The sequence below is a fragment of the Clostridium sp. Cult3 genome (assembly GCF_021655115.1).
Taxonomy (GTDB): Bacteria; Bacillota; Clostridia; order Tissierellales; family Tepidimicrobiaceae; genus PPXY01.
Genome location: NZ_PPXY01000001.1, coordinates 1 through 19,747, shown reverse-complemented (window position 1 = coordinate 19,747; position 19,747 = coordinate 1). Strand labels below are relative to the sequence as shown.

The window sequence follows — 19,747 nt, the reverse complement described above, 5'->3', positions numbered from 1 at the left end:
TTTATTTAATAAACAATTTTGCAATATTTCCTAATATGATACCTACTACCCCAAAGTCTGCATCACTGAAGGTAGTATTGGCAAAACCTAGATCTCCTAATACTGGCATTAGCAACACTGGCAAGAATGTTATAAGAAGTCCATGGGCAAATGCTCCCCAGAAAGCTCCTTTTTTACCACCAGTTGCATTACCAAATACTCCTGCTGTTGCACCACAGAAGAAGTGAGGAACAACTCCAGGTAAAATTATTGTGGTCTTCAACCCGACTAATATTAGCATTCCTACTATACCACCTAGGAAACTAGCTAAGAATCCAATTAATACTGCATTAGGTGCATAAGGAAACACTACTGGACAGTCTAAGGCTGGTTTTGCATCTGGAACTAATTTTTCTGATATACCTCTAAAGGCCGGTACTATTTCTGCTAGTATCAACCTTACACCTTGAAGTATTACATATACTCCTGCTGCAAAAGTAATGGCTTGTAGTATGGCGAATAGAATAAAGTTTTGGCCTCCACTTAAGGTGTTTACAAATTCTGATCCTGAAGCAATAGCAACTATGATATAGAATACTCCCATTACTAAGGATATAGCTACAGAACTATCTCTCAAGAATCCAAGACCTTGAGGAAATTCCATTTCCTCTGTAGACTGGGAATCCTTGCCTACCATCTTACCTACCCAAGCTGAGAGGACGTATCCAGTAGTACCGAAGTGTCCAAATCCTACATCGTCGGTACCGGTAATCTTTCGCATAGTTGGTTGGGCAATAGCTGGGAAAAATGCCATAACAAAACCCAATATTATTGATCCTACTATTACTAGAGGTGCCCCTTGTAAACCTGCAACTACAAGAATTACAGCTATCATGGCAGCCATATATAATGTATGATGTCCTGTTAAGAATATATATTTAAGTTTAGTGTATCTAGCTATTAGTATATTTGCCAACATACCAAAGGCCATTATTAAAGCTGTACTAGTGCCATAAGTTTCTAAAGCCATAGCAACTACCGCTTCATTATGAGGCACTACCCCTTGTACATTGAAAGCCTCTTGGAACATTGTGCCAAAGTGGCTTAAAGCTCCTACAGCAATATCTGCTCCACCACTTAGTACTAAAAATCCTAAGATAGTCTTAATTGTACCCTTTAGTACATCGGATGCAGATTTTTTCTGTAATAATAATCCAATAAGTGCTATTAGCCCAACTAGAATTGCAGGTACACTTAATATGTCTAGAATTAAATCTAACATTAAAATAACCCCCTTTTATTTTTGTTGAACTAAATCATATTCTTTTTCTTTAACATAGCTGTTAATTTATCCCTCAGTTCATTCATGTCTATCATATTATTTAATGAAATAGTATCTCCAAGAGGTTTTAGATTGTCAGCTATATCCCTGGTGCCTACAAATATATCTGCACCAGATGCAGAAGCAGACGATAAATCGGAGTGGCTCACTTCTATATCTTCTACCCCCAATTCCTTAAGCACTTTTTTAATATTCATCTCTATCATAAAACTACTACCAAGGCCAGTACTACAACATACTAGGATCTTCTTCATCTCTTCACCCCCTTCCAGGTTTTTCAAAACTATTGCTTTGAATATTTGTGAATTATATCTAATACATCATCCTTGGTTGTTGAAGATATAATTTTATTAATATCTTTATTATTCATAAATAATTCCATCAGTTGAGATAGGGCCTTTAAATGACTTTCATTGTCTACCGCCCCAAAAGTAATTATCAACTTTACTGGGTCATTGGTTTCATTGCCAAAATTTATTCCTTCTTTTAAAGTTATCAGGCTCATACACAACTCGTTGACCCCATCTTCAGGTCGAGCATGAGCTAGGACAATTCCAGGCCCTACTACCATATATGGACCATTTTCCTCAAAGCTTTTGAATATGGCTTCCGTATAGCTTTCTTCAATAAAACCTTTATCAATTAAGTTTTGGGTTCCTTTCCTTATAGCTTCCTTCCAATCTTTGCACTCAACATTTAATTCGATTACATCCCTCTTAAGCAAATCTTTTAGCATGTGAGTCCTCCTTTCATTAAGTATAGATTTCCTGTGCTCCTTTATTTCGTATAAAAGTTCATATTCTAATCTTTGTCTATCTTCTATGTGAGCATATTTACCTATAATATTCATTAGCTTGATAACTAAACTATCATCATTTTTATTGGATTCAACATATCTTAGATTAAAGTGTTTCTCTATTTCATCAAAATCCTTTTTTAACATTAACGAACTAACTTTCACGTATTCTGAGGGCTCTAGATCTGGTATATCTATAGTGCTAATTATATAATCATAATCACCCTTGTATTTTTTCAAGGTCCTTAGGGATAGTGTGTCTACTACATCTAAGTCATATCTTTCACTTATCTGGGTAGCTATCATCTTTGCAGTGCCTATACCTGTGCTACAAACTACTATTATTCTTGGCTTTATATATTTTCGATTAGAAGAATTTTTCAATGCTGCTCCAAAGTGTAAAGCCACATAGGATACTTCATGATCTCCTATTTCCTTTCCTATATATCTTTCCAAATGTCTTAATACTAATTTTGTGTCCTCAAACAATTCCTTGTAGTTTTTTATTATGTTCTCATATAGGGGATTGTATAGCTTTAAATCAAATTTAATCCTATATATAGTAGGCCTTAGGTGGACTACTAAATCCTCTATTATCTTCTCCTTATTTGTAAATACAACATTATACATATGCTCCATTTCCGAAGTCATAGTTTTGACTATATTATATAGATCGTCTTTGGCTATATCCCTAGACTTTAGAGCTTTAGCTCCTAGTAGATGAAGAGCTATATATTCTACTTCCTCTTTAGGCACAACTATGTTGAACTTTTTTTCAATCCTCTCCACCATTTCCTTGGATATTTCATATTCCCTTGTATTCTGAATATATTCACAATTCATATTGGGAATGTATATTTTTTTCCCTAGTTGTATTCTTTTTATCATTATTGATATATGAGTTATTAAATTAGTATAAGCTTCATCGCTAAATTTCCTATTCAATCTATTTTCTGCATAATTTATTAATCCATTAAGAAAATCTAAATCTATATCTGAAAAAAGGGTTTCAAACTGAAAATTATTAACCTTATTGACAGCAATTTTGTTGTTCATATAATTAATCATTTCCTCCGTGGTTATGGTCTTAGAGGCAATGTCCATTATGGCCTTTCTCTTTTTCATTTCACTACCTATAATATATAGACCAACCCTTGGCTTTCTTACAAGCTCCAAACCCCTTTCTTCTAACCACTCTTCAACTACATCCAACTCATTTAATACGGTATTTCTTGCTATACATAGTATTTTTTCAAAATCAGCTATTTGTATTGGCTCATTAGATTGCAATAATTGCAATATGATTATCTTCTGCCTTTCTTCTTTGGAATAACTATATCTAAAAGGTGTATCAGTGTTTACAAATCTATCTATAAATCTATTTAATTCCTCATTGCTATTTAGTCGTACACCCTTTCCATGCTTCCTATCTAAATATTCAAATCCATTCTTCACAAGAAATCCTTCTATTTTATCGATATCATATCTAATGGTTCTATCTGTTACTCCAAATATTTCAGATAAGGTTCTTATATTAACAAAGTCTCCCTTTTCTCTTAAATATTGTAGTATGGCTATGGATCTCTCATCAAGCTGCATAGATCCTCCTCCTCATTAAATGGAAATAATAAATTGTTTCAATTTTCTAACTTAGATATATTCTCTTTCTACATGAGCTTCCTGTTCCCTCAATTTACTATATCCTTATATATTATTATACCACTTATTATTCACAAAACCTTTTCCTCAATGTTTTTCTATTTCTAATTTGTTTGGAAATATTGAACTATTTGTGATATAGGTTATTCAGTACATTTATCTACATTATTATACATGACAATAATAATATAAAAGTATTGCACCAGTGTATGCTAATGTACATATACTAGTAACAGCTAAATTAATTTAAGGAGTTGATTATTAATGTATTCTGGAAATAATGATTACAATTATCCTGCTGTTCCACCATTGTACCCGATGGATCCTTGCAGACCCATGCCTCACCATATGCCCCAGCCAATGCCTATGCCCCATCATATGCCTATGTGTCCAATGATGGATCCTAGGTTTAGGGACTGTGTTAGGGTTTGTATGATGCAGTGTGGAAATTATTCAGACCCAATAGGATATCCAATGGATATAAGCTACGAACCTATCCATAATATAGATATGAACCAACTTACCCCCTACTTTCCCGAAGAATTTGAGTAATTAAAAATGCCTTCTAAATGGAGGCATTTTTAATTATTACAAAAACTTAATATATTTTTGATGGAATAAGATACCAAAATATATTTGGTAACATATTCCATTCCCCAAATGTTGAACATTGCATAACTTAACAACTTTTTTAATTTTAAATGAATATATTAAAAAGTATAGGATATAATAGATTTTAATCATATTTTATCCTAATTTTTTACATTTTCATTCCAGAAAATTACATAAAAAGTTGACAGCCAAATATTTTTTAAATAGAATACTATACAGTCAAAAATGTAGGAGGGAAAATCATGGAAGAATTTTCAGTCAAAAAGGCTAACCACTTTAAAATTTTGACTGTCCTCGCTGTTGCAGCAAGTTTATCTTTAGGAGCATATATGTATAGTGCAAAGGATATTACTCTTTCTATTGACGACGAAAAGGAAGAGATAACTACCTATGCCAATACAGTGGAAGATTTTCTTGAGATGGAAGGAATCACACTGGATAAGGCTGCATATATAAATGTTCCTTTAGACGCTAATTTGGAAAACAATATGCATATTATTATAAAGACTCCAAAGACTTATCTATTGACTATGGGCGATAAGCAGCATGAGATAGTGTCCGTTCACAAGAAAGTCAAGGATATTTTAAAGGATCTAGGCATTGAACTAGATGAATTGGACTATACCAAACCTGGTCTTGATGATGAGGCAGCTTTGGGTGGGGAAATTCAAATATTTAGAGTAAAAGAAGAAATAGAAGAAATTGAGAAGGTAATTCCCCATGAAAGTATTACAAAAAAATCCAATGAAATGGATATAGGAGTTACAAAAGTCGTCCAGGAAGGTAAAGATGGTTTGAAAAAAATCAAGATTAAGAAAGTATTTGAAAATGGTGAGCTCATCTCAGAAGAAATAGTAGATGAGGAGATAGTAAAAGAATCTATTCCTAAGATCACCAAAAAAGGTACTAGAAATGTAATAACGTCTTCGCGAGGAAAGACAAGATATAGAAAGGTAATTACTATGGTAGCTACTGCCTATGATAACTCTTATGAAAGTACTGGTAAGAGACCAGGAGATAAGTATCATGGGATTACAGCTTCTGGAACCAAAGCTAGAGTAGGGGCTGTAGCAGTAGACCCAAGAATAATACCTTTAGGCACAAAATTATACGTGGAAAGCCTTGATAATACCAAAGATTATGGTTTCTGTGTTGCAGAGGACACTGGTGGAGCTATTAAAGGAAATAAGATTGACTTGTTCTTTAATACTGCCAGGGAAGTCAGAAACTTTGGTAGAAGAAAAGTGAAAGTTTATATATTAGATTAAAAAAAACAAATTTAGGGTGACCCTTGGTTGCCCTAAATTTGTCCATTGTATAATAACCCACATATTAGTATGGTGATAAATATAGATATAATGTAGGATACTAAAGCAGCCTTTAAGGTATGTCTATAATCTTCTACTCCTATGGAACCAAAATAGAGGGTTATAGTATAAAATATGGTTTCTGACGAACCCATCATAACAGCAGCTACTGTTCCAGGGAAGGAGTCAGGTCCGTAATGGGATATAATATCCCTTACTACCCCTAAGGCGCCACTACCAGATATAGGTCTAATCAAAGCTAAGGGTAGTATCTCTTTAGGTATGCCTAGTAGATTGGTTACGGGGCTCAATAGATTGATAAACATATCTAATGCCGTAGAGCCTCTAAATATGCCTACAGCTACAAATATGGCTATTAGATAGGGCAATATATTAATGGAAGTTTTTAAACCTTCCTTAGCCCCTTCTATGAAGGCAGAGTACATATCTATTCCTTTTACATATCCATGGATGAGAATTAGGATAACCATAAGAGGGACAATTCCTATGGAGATAATATCTAGCATCTAATTACTCCTTTCAAATATTTTACCTACTACTATAGCCACTAAAGTTGATAGGCCAGTAGCCAATATGGTAGGCGCTATTATTGATGTAGGATTAATAGAACCATGATCTTGGCGAAGCTTTATGACCGTCAGAGGCACCAACTGTAAAGATGACATATTAATTATCAAAAACATAGCCATAGCATTGGTGGCCTTTTTCTTATGAGGATTTAAGATATCCAACTCCTTCATGGCCTTAAGACCAAAGGCAGTAGCACCATTTCCCACACCAAACATATTGGCAATAAAATTCATAAGTATCCAATTTTCCGCTGGATGTCCTTTAGGTATGTCAGGAAACAGTATTCTAATCATGGGCCTAAATACCTTAGATATACTTTTAATCAATCCAGATCTTTGGGCAATGTTCATCATACCTAACCAAAAGGACATAATGCCGATAAGACTAATGGCAAAAGTAACCCCCTCTTGAGCTTCCTTCAATATTATATTATTTATATCTCCAAGGTTTCCCATCAAAGCCCCATAGATAATCCCAATACAAATCATAAAAAACCATATGGTATTGACCATAAAAAAACTCCTTTCATAGGAACTATATGAAAGAAGTTTTAATAATATTTATTTTATTTCCGTGGTTTAATTTTCAGAATATTCCATAACTTTCTTTTTTGGTGCCTGGCACCCAAAAAGAAAGTTATTCCTTATATATGTTGAAAAAAGGCGTTTTTTCCTTTTTGAGTAGGCCTTTATCTACTAGGGCTTCTAACTTTTCTTCAAAGGTGTTGATGGTGTAGGTTGTTCCTGTGTCGGATTCTATCTCTTTAATGACGTTTATGAAGTCGTCACCATTTATGGGGAGTTTATCTTTTATTATATTAATGAACTTGTCGTCTTGTTCTTTGACCCTATTTTTCAACTCGTCAAAGGGATTTTCCGTATGGGGGCTGGTAGTGTCAGCAGCCCTGATCCTAGCAAAGATAGTCCTTCCCATAAGGGCTTCTGATATGAATACATCCCCTGTTCTCAGATAGGGAAGCCTTCTTGCTTCTTCTTCTGTTATATCCGTTTCCTCCTTTATAGTCTGAATATCTGATGCCCTTACGGTTCTAAATATGAACTTAGTGTTTAATTGGGCGGTTATGGTTTCGTCTAATAGTGTAGGTCTTTGGGTTGCTAATATTAAAAATGTACCATATTTTCTACCTTCCTGGGATATTTCCTTTAGTATGGATTTTGATGGAGAGTCATATCCCTTCGGCGCAAAATTGTGGGCTTCATCTGTTACTACTACAAAGGGTGGAAAATATTCAGCGGTGGTCTTTTTGTATAGGGCGTCTTTATAGTCTCTTCGCTTATGGTATAAATTATTCAACAGATAAGTACTAAATACTTGAAGGATTCTAGTATTTCCTTGGATTACTATGAGTTTTCCCATATTAAGTCCTTCTTCAATTTCTCGGATGTCTTTACTAAATATTCCTTCGTTGTCCAATCGATTAAGTCTCCACATTATACCCCTTACGGAATTATAGGGGCAGGTTTTGTCGTAAGTTAAGAATAATTCCTTTCTCTTTTGCCAACCTTCTCTTTCTAAATTGGATCCAGCTTCTCTTATCCTCAATTCAATTCTATCTAATGAGCCTTCTTCCTGGGCTTCTAATAGCATCTTTAATCTATTAAAAAAACTAGTATAGGAGTCATTTCTCTTAAATAATATATCCACTACATTGTTCATGGCATCGGTCAATGGGCTGGAGGCATCTAATAGATTTTTCAGATCCTGAGCCGATAGATCTTCAAAACGAACTCCTACATGGAATCCTACCTGGAGACACTTAAACTTATCCATATAGTCTGTCCCATGATCTTTAGGCATATAGTCTCCTTTTTGACTAAAGTCCATTTCAAAATGAGGATCTAATACTATTGTGGGGATATTTAGCTTCATCAATTCCTCCAAAACTACCCTAAGTCCAAAGGATTTTCCCGAACCAGAACCTCCAAATACCCCTATATGAGGATATTGATGCATGGACCTAATACTAAATATATAGGGTAAATCCCCTTGCTTTCTTAGTTCTCCTTCTTCAAAGGTGTATAGTAGATCCTTTAGCTCCTCGTCCATATCCTTTGCCATCTGATCCGTATTTTTTATAATTCCCAGTATCAATCCTTCATCTACAGAGGATTTTATCATCAAATCCTTAACTTCATCAAAGGTAGGTACCCTTACGTCAGAACCGGTTTCTACTGGGTATAAGGCTTCGTTTAATAGACGAATCTTCCCTATATATATGGTATCCTCTTCAATATTGTAGCCTAAGGCCTTCAAGGATTGTAGAACAGAACTATCGGCTAATTCCCCATGCATGCTCAGGGGAATGTATTTATTATAGGTTTTGGCTTCGACTATTTCCCCCATTAAGTCTCCTTGATAAGGATCAGATATTATCAAAAATTCATTTATTCTAAAATTTCGCTCCTTAGAGCCTACATATACTTCTTGTTGAGTAGTAATTCCTACAATTTTCAATTAAATCCCTCCTAAAGTGTCCTTTTATCCCTTTCCGATACAAAAAACATCTCCAGTATTTGTCGATCTAAATAGGATTCTAATAGCCCCCTTATCATCTTGTCAGGGATCTTTACCTCGCTGTCTACTATATCTATCCATAGGGGGACTCCTCTGCTGTCTTCTGGTGTAAGGGTTAGTACTAGTCTAGCCATCTCCACTAAATGCTCCTTTTGGCTGTCCAGTATATCCATACCTATGACGGTAGGAGCTTTAGAGCTTCGCATGAATATAGATGAAAACCCTTCTCGAGCTTTTTTTGTAACTTCTCCATGAATAGTGATCATTTCGCCATATTCCAGCATACCATATAATAGTTCCCTATCATAAAAACATTCTTTAACTTCCAAATCCGGATCCTCTTTGAGTAATTCCCCTATGATGGAGGTTTTAATATCTTCTATTACTCCTACTAATATTATATCCTTTTCTTCACATTCCTTTCTTAGTTCCATCCAGTAACTAAAGGATTCTATATGGTATCTAATGAGGGAACCATCCATTATGACTGCATAGGGTTTTAGCTGTCGTATGCCTTCTAGTGCAGCTTCTATTTCTATGGTGGAAAGTTTTCTGTCCCTTATGGATTCCTCTCCCTCTGGGGAATCTTCCAATAAAGATACTTCTTCTTCTGTGTATAAAGGGGTGTAGAAATCTGCCTTATATATGGGTTTGTCCTTATGTATTGTAGACTTTGCCAAACCTTGATATATTTCTACAAAGTGGGGATAGGCTCCCCCCATTCTATTTCTAGACCCATCTACCCCTAGTATGCCTCCTCTTTGGGAACAATGCTTTAACTCTTCCTCACTTAGTTTTTCGACTTTGGTTATAGGTCCTACATTTTCCTCGATAAAGTTCCTAAAAAAACTTTCATCCAAGGACAGTACATCTCCATATTTATCCGACAACACTTGATTCAAGTATATTATCTTATCTTTTAATCCCTTATCTATATTATACAATTATTTCACCTCCAGAAAATATTCCATATTTATATAAAATTCGTATATTATTTCACATTAAGGTTGACTTTATTTGGTAGTTATGGTATTCTTTAAATTGTAAAAAAAAGTCGATTTATTACTTTACTTTATGGGAGGAATGATCTATGAAATCAACAGGAATTGTAAGAAAGGTAGACGAACTAGGTAGAGTAGTTATACCGATAGAACTAAGAAGAAATTTAGATATCGAGGTAAAAGATGCTCTAGAAATATTTGTAGATGGAGAACATATAATACTTAAAAAATATGCTCCAGCATGTATATTCTGTGGACAAGCTAAAGATGTAACCAGTTTCAAAGGTAAAAACATCTGTCCAGCTTGTTTAGAAGAACTAAAGAAATAGTTTTAAATGCCCGCCATTAGGACGGGTATTTTTATATATCAATACTTTCCTTATAAACTAGGTTCTTAGGTATATCTCTTACATCTGCCACCTTTTTTACTGCATCCCTTTTGGTCAGACCTTCTTCCATATACATTATTAGGTGTTCCCTTATGCTTATATTTTGATAAGGATCCTCTTTTGATATTTCTGCCCCCTTTATAACTAATACAAACTCCCCTCTAGGTTTTTCTTCTTGAAATTTCCTCAAGGCATCTGATATGCTACCTCTAAATACTTCCTCATATATCTTTGTCAATTCCCTTCCAATGGCTAATTGTCTATCACCTAGGATAGCTTCCATATCCTTTAAAAGGGCTAATAGTCTATGAGGTGCTTCATATAGGATTATGGTCCTTTCTTCAGTTTTTAATCTTTCTAATTCTTCTCTTCTATCCTTTTTCTTAGAGGGAAGAAACCCTTCAAATACAAACTTTTTCGTAGGCAGGCCTGATAGGACCAGTGCGGTTATAGAAGCGGTAGCTCCTGGCAGGACTACTGGCTCTATTTGATTTTCTATGGCCAAGCGAATCATATCCTCCCCTGGATCAGAAATACCTGGCATTCCTGCGTCGGTGACTAGGGCAATATTCACACCTTCCTTTAGTTTTTCTATTAATATTTTTCCTTTCTCTACCTTATTATGTTCATGATAGGATATTAGAGGTTTTTTTATTTCGTAGTGATTTAATAGCTTAATAGTACGCCTAGTATCTTCTGCTGCAATTAAATCTACTTCCTTTAGTGCCCTTAGGGTTCTAAGGGTTATATCCTCTAAATTGCCAATTGGAGTCGGGCAAATATAAAGAATTCCTTCACTCATTTTTATTCTCCTTTTTCATTCCGTAAATTAAGTATATTTCCTCTGTATATACCCCTTGATCATCATATACTACAAGGGGCTTTTCTACTTTTAAATCTATATTGCCACCTTTTACACATTCCAATAATACTAGATTAGGCGCCTCCTGTGCTTTTGGATGGATAAACTGAAGGGTCTTAGGCTCTATGCCATATTCTCTAGCAGTCCAGAAGATATCTGATAATCGATTAGGTCTGTGGACTAGATATAGTTTACCTTTATCTTTTAGCAAGTATTGGGATATTTTTATTATATCCTCTAAGGTACAGCTTATCTCGTGACGAGATAAGGCAAAGTTTTTTTCAGGATTTAATATACCGCTGCCACTTTTAATATAGGGTGGGTTAGAGGTGATGGCATCAAAAGTTGACTTTTTATAACTATAAGGTATATCCCGTAAATCCATGTTTATTATATCTATTTTATCCCCTAATTCATTCATATAAACACTTCTACTTGCCATTTCTGCCATATCCTTCTGGATCTCTACTCCTATAATCCTTTCTGGTTTATATAAGGCTTGTAGCCTTAAAGGGATTATTCCAGTGCCGGTGCCTAAATCCATTACATAGCTTCCACTTTTTATTTTAGCAAAGCTAGATAGGAGTATAGCATCTATGCCGTAGGAAAATCTATTTTTATCCTGGATTATTTTTAATTCGGTTCCAGGTATATTGTCTATTCTTTCATATTCCTTTAGTTCCATATATATCTCCTTAATATTATTTATAAAAAAGACCCTAATTAGGGTCTTTTATGGATACTTAATTTTAATTACTCTGGTTGAGGTGCATCAACAGGACATACATCCGCACAGGAACCACAGTCAATGCATTTGTCTGGGTCTATAACATACCTGTCATCTCCTGCAGATATAGCCTCAACAGGGCATTCAGCTTCACAAGCGCCACATGCAATACATGCATCGGTTATTTTATATGCCAAAAGTTTCACCCCCTAGGTAGCTTGTCCTTCATACTCTATTATTTTATCAAATATTGATAAAGAATAAAAGGGTAATTTGACAAAAATTATTTATTCTGGATCTTCTATGTCTTCTTCTGCTAATTCTAAGGCTTCTGTCCCACTTCTATACTCTGGATCTATTTCATCTGTTATTTCTATATTGTCTATTTTATAAGTGAATATATCCTCCGTATCATCCTCAAGCCTTACCTTTACCTTGGCCATTTCCAATAGGGTATGGGTTTCTACTATGGTGCCACGACCCTCTGGAGTGATGGCAATAGTTCCTACAGCTGGTATCTTATCTAGTAGTTTCTCATATACTTCGTTTTCATATTTCAAGCAGCACATGAGTCTACCACAAAGGCCAGATATCTTCGAAGGATTTAATGATAGACTTTGATCTTTGGCCATTTTTATGGAAACAGGATCAAAGTCTCCTAGAAAGGTGGAACAGCAAGCCACTCTGCCACAAGGTCCTAGGCCACCTATCATCTTGGCTTCATCCCTGACGCCTATTTGTCTCAGTTCTATTCTAGTTTTAAATATAGCTGCCAAATCCTTGACTAGTTCCCTAAAGTCCACTCTGCCATCGGCAGTAAAATAAAATATGACTTTGTTGTTGTCAAAGGTATATTCTACATCTATTAGTTTCATCTCTAAACCGTGTTCCTCAATCTTTTGTTCACATATACCAAAAGCATCTATTGCTTTTTCTTTATTCATCTGGTGAATTCTATGGTCCTCTTCTCCTGCAATCCTAAGAACCTTCTTTAAAGGTGGAACTATCTCCTCCTCTGATACCTCTTTAGGTCCTACGATCACATGGCCAAATTCTATTCCCCTGGCTGTTTCTACTATGGCACAATCGCCTTCTTCTATATCCATCCCATCGGGATCAAAATAATATATTTTCCCTGCCTTTTTAAACCTTACGCCTACTACTGTTATCATAAAATTATACCTCCTGCATATTTAAAAGCATGGTCTCTATTGCTAATTGATAATTTACATTTCTTTTAATGTTTTCCCTTGTTTCCATGGTCTTCTCTATTATACCATTAATCCTATCTTCACTTAAGAAGGATTGATTGGATAAAAGGGTAGTTTTATCCTGGTTTATTAGAAGCTCTGAAGGGCCTAGCTTCTTATATATGATTAAATCCCTAAACCAGTATAGTATAATATCCAACATTTCTTCATAGGCATCCTTATGCTTGTTGAAAAAATCTATGGAAGTAAATATATTGAACTTATCTCCCCTCACTATCTGGTCGATAATATCTAAGGTTTCATCCCGTTGCTTAAAGAAATCTTGGGATTTGGAATAGGCTATTGATTTCCCTAGGGAGCCCTTGGTAAAATGAGCTATGAAATTGGCTTCTTCTTCTGTTTTATCATACTCTGACACCAACAGCTTTTCAATCTCATCCTTTGGGATGGGATAAAAGGTGATTACTTGACAGCGAGATAATATAGTAGGAATAATATTATTGCTATTGGAAGTAATCAATATGATATTAATATAGTTGGGAGGCTCTTCTAGAGTCTTTAGTAGGGCGTTTTGAGTTTCCACCCTCATACTGTGACTATCGTCTATTACGATTATCTTCCTCTGACTCTCTAAGGGAGCTATATTTATTTTGTTCAATACATCATCAATTTTTTCTTTTTTTATTATATCCTTTTCTGGCTCTACCAGCGTAAAATCCGGATGATTAAAATTGTCAAATTTTAGGCATGAGTTGCATTTATTACAAGGTTCAAGGCCTTTTGATTTGCAGAGAAGAGTCTTGGCAAAGGATAAAGCTACCTTTTTTTTACCTATAGACTCTTCTCCTTCAAATAGATAACTATGGGATATTTGGCCTTTTTCTATGGCACTTTTTAAATTGTCTATTATGTCTCTATGACCTATAATATCGGTAAAATCCATTAAGCTTCCTCCACAATCATATCTTCTTAAAGTCTTTCATATCAAGTATAAATAAAGTAGCTCCACCTACAGTTACTTCATCTTTTCCCTTCATGACTTTTGTATCTTTGCATTCCTTCTCTACAATTTCTATGACCCGATCTACTTCTTCATCTTCTACCCCTATCAAAAGGGTGGTATTGCCTGATCTTAAAAATCCTCCTGTTGAAGATAGTTTAGTAGTTCTATATTTATTGTTCATAAGGGCTTTTATTACCTTTGTTGAAAACTCATCTTGAACTATAGCAATAATAAGCTTCATAATCAATTCCCCCTAATTATATTTTAACAAACCTTTCTACATCTAATATGAATAAAGTGGCTCCTCCTACTTTTACCTCTAGCGGATAAGGTATATAGGTATCTCCTGGCATAGATACTGTAAGCAAAGAAGTAGTTATTTCCCTAGTCTTACAATTATCTTCGATTATTCCTATTACCCCATCTACTTTCTCATCCTCAACTCCCAACAAAAGGGTGGTATTGCCTGATCTTAAAAATCCTCCTGTTGAGGCTAACTTAGTAACCCTAAATTCCTTTTCAGTTAAATCATCCATTAGGCTTGGAACATCCTGATCTTGTACTATGGCAATGATAAGCTTCATAATTATTCCTCCCTCTCTTTAAGGATATTTTCTATATGGTAAATACTTTGCTTAAATACTTCTTCTACGGATTTAGTTGCATCTACTACCTGAACATTTTCCGGGTACATATCCAATAATTTCATATACCCTTCATATACTTCCTTGTGAAACCGGTATCCTTCCCTTTCTAATCTATCCCCTCCCTTTTTATTCGTTTTTCTGTTTAGAGTAACTACTGGGTCTACGTGAAAAAATAGGGTTAAATCTGGTCTTATGCCTTTGATGGCAAAATCGTTAATCATCTTTACTTCTTCTATGCCAAGGTTTCTGCCTATGCCTTGATAGGCTAGGGACGAAAGTATAAATCTTTCACAAAGGACTATTTTCCCAGCTTTCAAAGCTGGAAGGATCTTTTCATGGACATGTTGCCCTCTAGATGCAGCATATAGTAAAGCTTCCGTTTCTGCTGACATACATTTATGTTTATTGTCTAGTATAATATGTCGAATTTCCTCTCCTATTTCCGTACCTCCTGGTTCCCTAGTGGATATAATATCTATATTCTTTTCATGGAAGTAATCCCTTATCAGCTTCATGATAGTGCTCTTTCCAGAGCCATCTGGACCCTCTAATGTTATAAATATTCCTTTCAATCCTAAGTCATTCCTTTCCTAGTCTATTACTAATATCTTTTCTTTATTATAGCCTATAAGCCCTACTATTTCTATACCAATATCCATTAAAAGTAAGATATATTTACACAGTTCCTCTGTAATCTCCTCTCCTGGACAGATAAGGGGAATTCCTGGCGGATAGGGGATTATATAGGATGCAGATACTTTTCCAACGCTCTCTCTGATATCTAGGGCCTTTTTATTGCTGTAGAAGGCCTTATATATAGGTAGAGCTATCCTGGGTAAGGGCATATTTATATCTATAGGTTGAATCTGCTCAATAGGTTTATCTTTTGCTATCCTTTTTACTGCTTCTAGTAGTCCTTCAAAATCCTCCCTAGTACTCATAAGGGTGGTTAGAGCTAAAGCATAATAGTAATCGGACATCTCTAGATATATATGGTGTTTTTCCATGAGTAGACGACTAAGAGAAGTCCCAGTCATTCTATCTAATTTAAATAGTATCTTCATAGGATCTTTATGGTAAATGGTGGTGTCTCCCTCATCTCCTGTAAATACATGGACCCCTTTCATATCTATTAGCCTTTCAGTAGTATCTTGGACTAATGATATACACTCTTCTAGTTTGTATCTTCCCTCTCCTTCCATATATGCTCTGGCTATTTCTAAAGATAGCATCAATATATAGGAAGGGCTAGTAGATTGGTAAAGGGCAGACATGAGCATTAATTTATCTATATCTACCCGGTCTGTACCTATGTGAATCATGGAACTTTGGGTAAAGCTAGCCAAAGTTTTATGGGTGCTTTGTACTGCTATATCAGCTCCTGCCTCTAAGGCAGATATTGGCAGTCTATCTGAAAATACAAAATGACCACCATGGGCTTCATCTACTAATAGTATCTTACCATATCTATGGACTACTTCCGCTATTCTACTAATATCAGAACAAATGCCATAGTAATTTGGATAGGTAATTACAACTACTTGAATATCTCTATGGTTTTTTAGTTTAGATTCTATGTCCTCTGGGTCTATTCCTGTGAATACCTGATGTCTTTCATTGTAATTGGGATATATATATTCTATATTCAATCTATTTAGCAAGGCAGCATTGTATACGGATTTGTGGGAATTTCTTTGAATCAATATCTTATCCCCTGGATTGGTTACAGTAGATAACCCAATATATATACCTCCTGTAGTTCCATTGATAGAATACAGGGTGTACTTGGCCCCAAAGGCCTGGGCAGCTAATTGTTGACTCTCTTTTATAACTCCATCAGGGTCTTGTAGATTGTCCATACCCCATATTTCCGTGGTATCTATATAAGGAATATAATCTTCCCAGTTTATCAAAGTATCTCTCCCCTTATGTCCAGGGGTATGAAAGGATATGCTGTTTTGTCTCTTAAGTTTTTTTAATGCATCTAAAATGGGAGTGTTCATATCCATTCTCCTCTCTATATTGAAATTACTTCCTAATATTATTATACCAAAAGCTTAAACCCTGTAGTTATTCTACAGGGTTTAAGCTTAATCTTTCACTCATATAATTTTTTAAAATCCTCTTTATCATCTCTTTGTAATAATCGTATCTTTCATTGGACACACGGGTTTCACACATATCTTCCATACATGCTTCACATATATTTATCCCTAGCAGCTTTATGTTTTGATCTTTTCCATTGCAAAAAATACAGTCCACATAATCAGCCCCTCATATAGGTTTTGCTAGGATTATTGCCCTAATAATATATATTATTCATAGGAGTTTATTTTGTGCTTGGGCACTTACATGTTAATATACCACATTGATTGATTCGCCACATTTGGAGCATTTCCTACCTCTTATGCCTATTATCTCTCCTCCATTATGTCTATGGATAAGGCTATTGTGGCAATTAGGACAGTAGGTGTTGTTGTCGATGCCCCATACATTTCCAACATATACATAGTCTAAATACTCATCAGCAATCTCCTTGGACCTTAATAAGACTTCATAACTGGTCTCAGGCAATTTCATCTTGTAGGAGGGAAAATATTTAGATAGATGTAGGGGAATCCCTTTATCTATATTTGCAATCCATTGGCTTAAATCTCGTATCTCCTCTTCTGAGCTGTTTTCTCCTTCTATGATTAGATTGGTTATTTCTACATGAGTAAATTTAGTAGCTAATTGTATAGTATTTAATACCGGTTCTAAAGTGCCTTTGCAAATATTTTTATAGAAATCATCTCTCATGGATTTTAAATCTATATTCATAGCATCAATATAGGGAAGTAATTCCTTTAGTGGTTCTTCATTTATATATCCATTGGTTACTAGTACATTTTTCAATCCATGTCTTTTTGCTAATCTTAACATATGGTGTAGATATTCGTAGGATATGGTGGGTTCATTGTAGGTGTAGGCTATACCTATGGAATCTTTTGATTTGCCTAGCAATAGTATATCCTTATCTTCTATTTCCATAGTCAAGGATTCCTCGTGGGCTATATCCCAATTTTGACAAAAATCACATTTTAAATTACAACCAAAACTGCCTATGGAAAGTATGTCTCTTCCGGGATAAAAATGATACAAGGGTTTTTTCTCTATGGGATCATAGGCGTAGGAAGTGTGCTTTCCATAGTTTAGACTCATAAGCTTACCTTCTACATTTTTCCTCACATTACATATTCCCGTATTTCCTTCACTAATAGTACAGCTGTGAGGACATAGATGGCATTTTATCTTATTATCCTTTGTCTTTTCATAATACATGCATTCCATAAATACTTCCTCCTTAAAAATGCCTTTCTACCTCAAATCGCTCTAGTTTATAGTCTTCATGTTCTCCGATGCCAGCTTTTCTAAGGGCTATACTTACCTGTTCCCTAGGAGTATCTACCCCTTCTATATTAGGTAGCAACAAACCCTTTCTAAAGCCTTTGGAGACGATAACACCATATCTTTCTACATCTAGCTCCTCTATAGATGAAATAGGTTCTGGCGGATACAACACGTCTACCGAATAGACTAAATGGGATAGTTCCTCTTCCCCTACTGGTTCAAACCTAGGATCCTTAAGTCCTGCACTTATTGCATTGTGAATTATTTCTTCAGCTAATGAGCTCCTTGTAGGCTCTATGGTTCCGATACAACCTCTGAGTATCCCATCCTTTTTTAGGGTAACGAAGGCTCCATGTCTATGGTTTAATAATTTACGGCTCAAGTCCTTAGGAACGTCCATTATATTTCCTTCTTTAATATAGTGTTCTAAGCTATTTCGTGCCAGCTTTACATACTCATCTTCCCCTTTTCTAATATCCTTAATCCTTTTCTCTTCCAGAACAGTCAATTTCTCAAATATATTTTCCTCTTCAGCCTTTCCTTCAACCCCAAACATGGCATTACAGTAGCCAACACCAAAGGGTCCTTCATAGGAAAGGATTTCTGGTGTAATTTTTAATCCGTCTAAAAAACCTGCCAATATCATAAGGGAACGGAGTCCACATTCTCCTGCCCTTTCGCTCAATTCCAAATCAAAGGCTGCTACGGATTTAAAATCTCCTTCCTCCAACAGATTGACTATTTTTTTGTCGAATTGTTCTCCATAAGGAGAATAACTATAAGGGCCATCATCGGACAGCTTATGGGATAGATCTCCACTAGCTATTAACACTACATCTTCTTCCGATTCCAAAGATTTTTCCTTGATTATATTGCCAAATCTATATAGTTCTCTAGGTGGAAGTAAACCGTAGGTTATGTGGATAAGTTCAAAATCCCTATACTCTTTATCCACAAAATAAAGGGGAACTAGTGCACCATGGTCCAAATCCCCATCTATATTATAGCTTTTAGCAAAATCTTGATCTACCTTTGCAATCATTATATCCTGTCTATAGGATTCAGCTATGATCTCATCTACCAGTTTTTTGTTGTTTATAAAATGAAACTTCAATCCCCTATTGCCAAAATTTCTAAAATCCCCTTTTAGATTTTCCTCTACGGATATAGAAATGGCGTCAGCAAACAAGGGTCCGTGGGGAGATATGATTATTATAGTAGTAGGTCTTTTATCCCTTATATCTTTGGCTATAGTTTTACAGCCTTCCAGAGTTTCTCTAGCTCTTTGCTCCTCTCCTCTGCCTATTTCTTCAACTATAATAGGTGGATGAGGCATTAAATAACCGGATAATATTTTACCCATGTTTTTCACTCCTTGTTTTCATCGCTTTCTTTAAGTGTTCTAGAAGCCTTTCATTAGGACTGAATAAGAAGGTCTTCCTCTCTCCGTTGTTTTTAAATTTACCAATGTAAATTAAATCGGGATTTTTATCGAATATGAATTTATATGAAGGCTCCTTTAAATTATGTTCTTTCTTGTTTGTAGTTATTCTGATCAAATCGGAATAGTTTATTCTTAACATTTCAAATCTTTTACTGCCTATAATTCTGTGAAATACCAGATGTTCTTCCTCTAGGTTGTAGGAATATTTGGAAAAGTATTTTATGAGAATATAGCTACACATCAATACTACTA

The 19,747-nt window shown here is 35.2% G+C and carries 23 protein-coding genes; 3 read left to right on the top strand and 20 right to left on the bottom strand.

Going from position 1 to position 19,747, the window contains the following annotated elements; all coding sequences use genetic code 11:
- Position 1: 1 nt before the first annotated feature.
- Genes C3E88_RS00120 through C3E88_RS00110 form a run of 3 tightly spaced genes read right to left on the bottom strand, consistent with a single transcriptional unit; the run spans position 2 to position 3,716 of the window.
- Positions 2-1,261 (bottom strand): PTS ascorbate transporter subunit IIC, encoded by a 1,260-nt coding sequence (locus C3E88_RS00120; protein ID WP_236908015.1) that lies wholly within the window; start codon positions 1,259-1,261, stop codon positions 2-4.
- A 29-nt stretch (positions 1,262-1,290) separates the two neighbouring features.
- Positions 1,291-1,575 carry a PTS sugar transporter subunit IIB gene (locus tag C3E88_RS00115; protein ID WP_236908014.1) on the bottom strand — a complete coding sequence of 95 codons (285 nt, stop codon included), beginning with the start codon at positions 1,573-1,575 and terminating at the stop codon, positions 1,291-1,293.
- A 29-nt stretch (positions 1,576-1,604) separates the two neighbouring features.
- Positions 1,605-3,716, bottom strand: coding sequence for a BglG family transcription antiterminator (locus tag C3E88_RS00110; protein WP_236908013.1), 2,112 nt, complete (start codon positions 3,714-3,716; stop codon positions 1,605-1,607).
- 324 nt (positions 3,717-4,040) lie between these two features.
- On the opposite strand from C3E88_RS00110, the gene C3E88_RS00105 reads away from it, so the two are divergent.
- Entirely contained in the window at positions 4,041-4,328 is a 288-nt protein-coding gene (locus C3E88_RS00105; protein ID WP_236908012.1) for a hypothetical protein, read from the top strand.
- 302 nt (positions 4,329-4,630) lie between these two features.
- On the top strand, positions 4,631-5,656 hold the full coding sequence (locus tag C3E88_RS12210; protein WP_272878335.1) for a 3D domain-containing protein: 1,026 nt from the start codon (positions 4,631-4,633) through the stop codon (positions 5,654-5,656).
- A gap of 32 nt (positions 5,657-5,688) precedes the next feature.
- On the opposite strand, the gene C3E88_RS00090 is transcribed toward C3E88_RS12210, so the two are convergent.
- The 4 genes from C3E88_RS00090 to C3E88_RS00075 form a co-directional block, all read right to left on the bottom strand.
- Positions 5,689-6,222: a spore maturation protein gene (locus tag C3E88_RS00090; protein ID WP_236908011.1), complete on the bottom strand. Its 534-nt coding sequence runs from the start codon at positions 6,220-6,222 to the stop codon at positions 5,689-5,691.
- The gene (locus tag C3E88_RS00085) at positions 6,223-6,798 is read right to left on the bottom strand and encodes a nucleoside recognition domain-containing protein (RefSeq protein WP_236908010.1); all 576 of its coding nucleotides are present in this window, start codon (positions 6,796-6,798) and stop codon (positions 6,223-6,225) included.
- A gap of 124 nt (positions 6,799-6,922) precedes the next feature.
- A complete protein-coding gene (locus tag C3E88_RS00080; RefSeq protein ID WP_236908009.1) occupies positions 6,923-8,761 on the bottom strand; it encodes an ATP-binding protein in 1,839 nt (612 codons plus the stop codon).
- A gap of 11 nt (positions 8,762-8,772) precedes the next feature.
- Positions 8,773-9,765, bottom strand: a complete 993-nt coding sequence (locus C3E88_RS00075) for a DNA double-strand break repair nuclease NurA (RefSeq protein ID WP_236908008.1) — start codon at positions 9,763-9,765, stop codon at positions 8,773-8,775.
- 146 nt (positions 9,766-9,911) lie between these two features.
- Between C3E88_RS00075 and C3E88_RS00070 the strand changes: the two genes are divergently transcribed.
- Positions 9,912-10,151, top strand: a complete 240-nt coding sequence (locus tag C3E88_RS00070; protein WP_236908007.1) for an AbrB/MazE/SpoVT family DNA-binding domain-containing protein — start codon at positions 9,912-9,914, stop codon at positions 10,149-10,151.
- Positions 10,152-10,182: 31 nt separating this feature from the next.
- On the opposite strand, the gene rsmI is transcribed toward C3E88_RS00070, so the two are convergent.
- The 13 genes from rsmI to C3E88_RS00005 form a co-directional block, all read right to left on the bottom strand.
- Complete coding sequence (rsmI, locus tag C3E88_RS00065) at positions 10,183-11,013, bottom strand: 16S rRNA (cytidine(1402)-2'-O)-methyltransferase (protein WP_236908006.1); 831 nt, start codon at positions 11,011-11,013, stop codon at positions 10,183-10,185.
- Positions 11,006-11,758, bottom strand: a complete 753-nt coding sequence (locus C3E88_RS00060) for a tRNA1(Val) (adenine(37)-N6)-methyltransferase (RefSeq protein ID WP_236908005.1) — start codon at positions 11,756-11,758, stop codon at positions 11,006-11,008. The genes rsmI and C3E88_RS00060 overlap by 8 nt, the downstream gene beginning before the upstream one ends.
- A gap of 68 nt (positions 11,759-11,826) precedes the next feature.
- On the bottom strand, positions 11,827-11,997 hold the full coding sequence (locus tag C3E88_RS00055; protein ID WP_236908004.1) for a 4Fe-4S binding protein: 171 nt from the start codon (positions 11,995-11,997) through the stop codon (positions 11,827-11,829).
- A 90-nt stretch (positions 11,998-12,087) separates the two neighbouring features.
- Positions 12,088-12,972, bottom strand: coding sequence for a PSP1 domain-containing protein (locus C3E88_RS00050; protein WP_236908003.1), 885 nt, complete (start codon positions 12,970-12,972; stop codon positions 12,088-12,090).
- A 4-nt stretch (positions 12,973-12,976) separates the two neighbouring features.
- On the bottom strand, positions 12,977-13,954 hold the full coding sequence (holB, locus tag C3E88_RS00045; protein ID WP_236908002.1) for a DNA polymerase III subunit delta': 978 nt from the start codon (positions 13,952-13,954) through the stop codon (positions 12,977-12,979).
- Between the two features lie 16 nt (positions 13,955-13,970).
- Positions 13,971-14,255, bottom strand: a complete 285-nt coding sequence (locus tag C3E88_RS00040) for a cyclic-di-AMP receptor (RefSeq protein ID WP_236908001.1) — start codon at positions 14,253-14,255, stop codon at positions 13,971-13,973.
- A gap of 16 nt (positions 14,256-14,271) precedes the next feature.
- Positions 14,272-14,598, bottom strand: a complete 327-nt coding sequence (locus C3E88_RS00035; protein WP_236908000.1) for a cyclic-di-AMP receptor — start codon at positions 14,596-14,598, stop codon at positions 14,272-14,274.
- Between the two features lie 2 nt (positions 14,599-14,600).
- On the bottom strand, positions 14,601-15,233 hold the full coding sequence (gene tmk, locus C3E88_RS00030; protein ID WP_272878334.1) for a dTMP kinase: 633 nt from the start codon (positions 15,231-15,233) through the stop codon (positions 14,601-14,603).
- 18 nt (positions 15,234-15,251) lie between these two features.
- Complete coding sequence (locus C3E88_RS00025; protein WP_236907999.1) at positions 15,252-16,664, bottom strand: aminotransferase class I/II-fold pyridoxal phosphate-dependent enzyme; 1,413 nt, start codon at positions 16,662-16,664, stop codon at positions 15,252-15,254.
- Positions 16,665-16,731: 67 nt separating this feature from the next.
- Positions 16,732-16,923: a sigma factor G inhibitor Gin gene (locus C3E88_RS00020; RefSeq protein WP_236907998.1), complete on the bottom strand. Its 192-nt coding sequence runs from the start codon at positions 16,921-16,923 to the stop codon at positions 16,732-16,734.
- A 93-nt stretch (positions 16,924-17,016) separates the two neighbouring features.
- The gene (gene amrS, locus C3E88_RS00015; protein ID WP_236907997.1) at positions 17,017-17,991 is read right to left on the bottom strand and encodes an AmmeMemoRadiSam system radical SAM enzyme; all 975 of its coding nucleotides are present in this window, start codon (positions 17,989-17,991) and stop codon (positions 17,017-17,019) included.
- A gap of 13 nt (positions 17,992-18,004) precedes the next feature.
- Positions 18,005-19,414 (bottom strand): AmmeMemoRadiSam system protein A, encoded by a 1,410-nt coding sequence (gene amrA, locus C3E88_RS00010; protein WP_236907996.1) that lies wholly within the window; start codon positions 19,412-19,414, stop codon positions 18,005-18,007.
- Positions 19,407-19,747, bottom strand: a 341-nt coding sequence (locus tag C3E88_RS00005) for a hypothetical protein (RefSeq protein WP_236907995.1), incomplete at its 5' end; no start/stop codon positions are given. The genes amrA and C3E88_RS00005, both read right to left, overlap by 8 nt.

Coding starts and splice junctions, on each gene's coding strand:
- C3E88_RS00120 (WP_236908015.1), bottom strand. CDS start 1,261: ATGTTAGATTTAATTCTAGACATATTAAGTGTACCTGCAATTCTAGTT.
- C3E88_RS00115 (WP_236908014.1), bottom strand. CDS start 1,575: ATGAAGAAGATCCTAGTATGTTGTAGTACTGGCCTTGGTAGTAGTTTT.
- C3E88_RS00110 (WP_236908013.1), bottom strand. CDS start 3,716: ATGCAGCTTGATGAGAGATCCATAGCCATACTACAATATTTAAGAGAA.
- C3E88_RS00105 (WP_236908012.1), top strand. CDS start 4,041: ATGTATTCTGGAAATAATGATTACAATTATCCTGCTGTTCCACCATTG.
- C3E88_RS12210 (WP_272878335.1), top strand. CDS start 4,631: ATGGAAGAATTTTCAGTCAAAAAGGCTAACCACTTTAAAATTTTGACT.
- C3E88_RS00090 (WP_236908011.1), bottom strand. CDS start 6,222: ATGCTAGATATTATCTCCATAGGAATTGTCCCTCTTATGGTTATCCTA.
- C3E88_RS00085 (WP_236908010.1), bottom strand. CDS start 6,798: ATGGTCAATACCATATGGTTTTTTATGATTTGTATTGGGATTATCTAT.
- C3E88_RS00070 (WP_236908007.1), top strand. CDS start 9,912: ATGAAATCAACAGGAATTGTAAGAAAGGTAGACGAACTAGGTAGAGTA.
- rsmI (WP_236908006.1), bottom strand. CDS start 11,013: ATGAGTGAAGGAATTCTTTATATTTGCCCGACTCCAATTGGCAATTTA.
- C3E88_RS00060 (WP_236908005.1), bottom strand. CDS start 11,758: ATGGAACTAAAGGAATATGAAAGAATAGACAATATACCTGGAACCGAA.
- C3E88_RS00050 (WP_236908003.1), bottom strand. CDS start 12,972: ATGATAACAGTAGTAGGCGTAAGGTTTAAAAAGGCAGGGAAAATATAT.
- holB (WP_236908002.1), bottom strand. CDS start 13,954: ATGGATTTTACCGATATTATAGGTCATAGAGACATAATAGACAATTTA.
- C3E88_RS00040 (WP_236908001.1), bottom strand. CDS start 14,255: ATGAAGCTTATTATTGCTATAGTTCAAGATGAGTTTTCAACAAAGGTA.
- C3E88_RS00035 (WP_236908000.1), bottom strand. CDS start 14,598: ATGAAGCTTATCATTGCCATAGTACAAGATCAGGATGTTCCAAGCCTA.
- C3E88_RS00025 (WP_236907999.1), bottom strand. CDS start 16,664: ATGAACACTCCCATTTTAGATGCATTAAAAAAACTTAAGAGACAAAAC.
- amrS (WP_236907997.1), bottom strand. CDS start 17,991: ATGGAATGCATGTATTATGAAAAGACAAAGGATAATAAGATAAAATGC.
- amrA (WP_236907996.1), bottom strand. CDS start 19,414: ATGGGTAAAATATTATCCGGTTATTTAATGCCTCATCCACCTATTATA.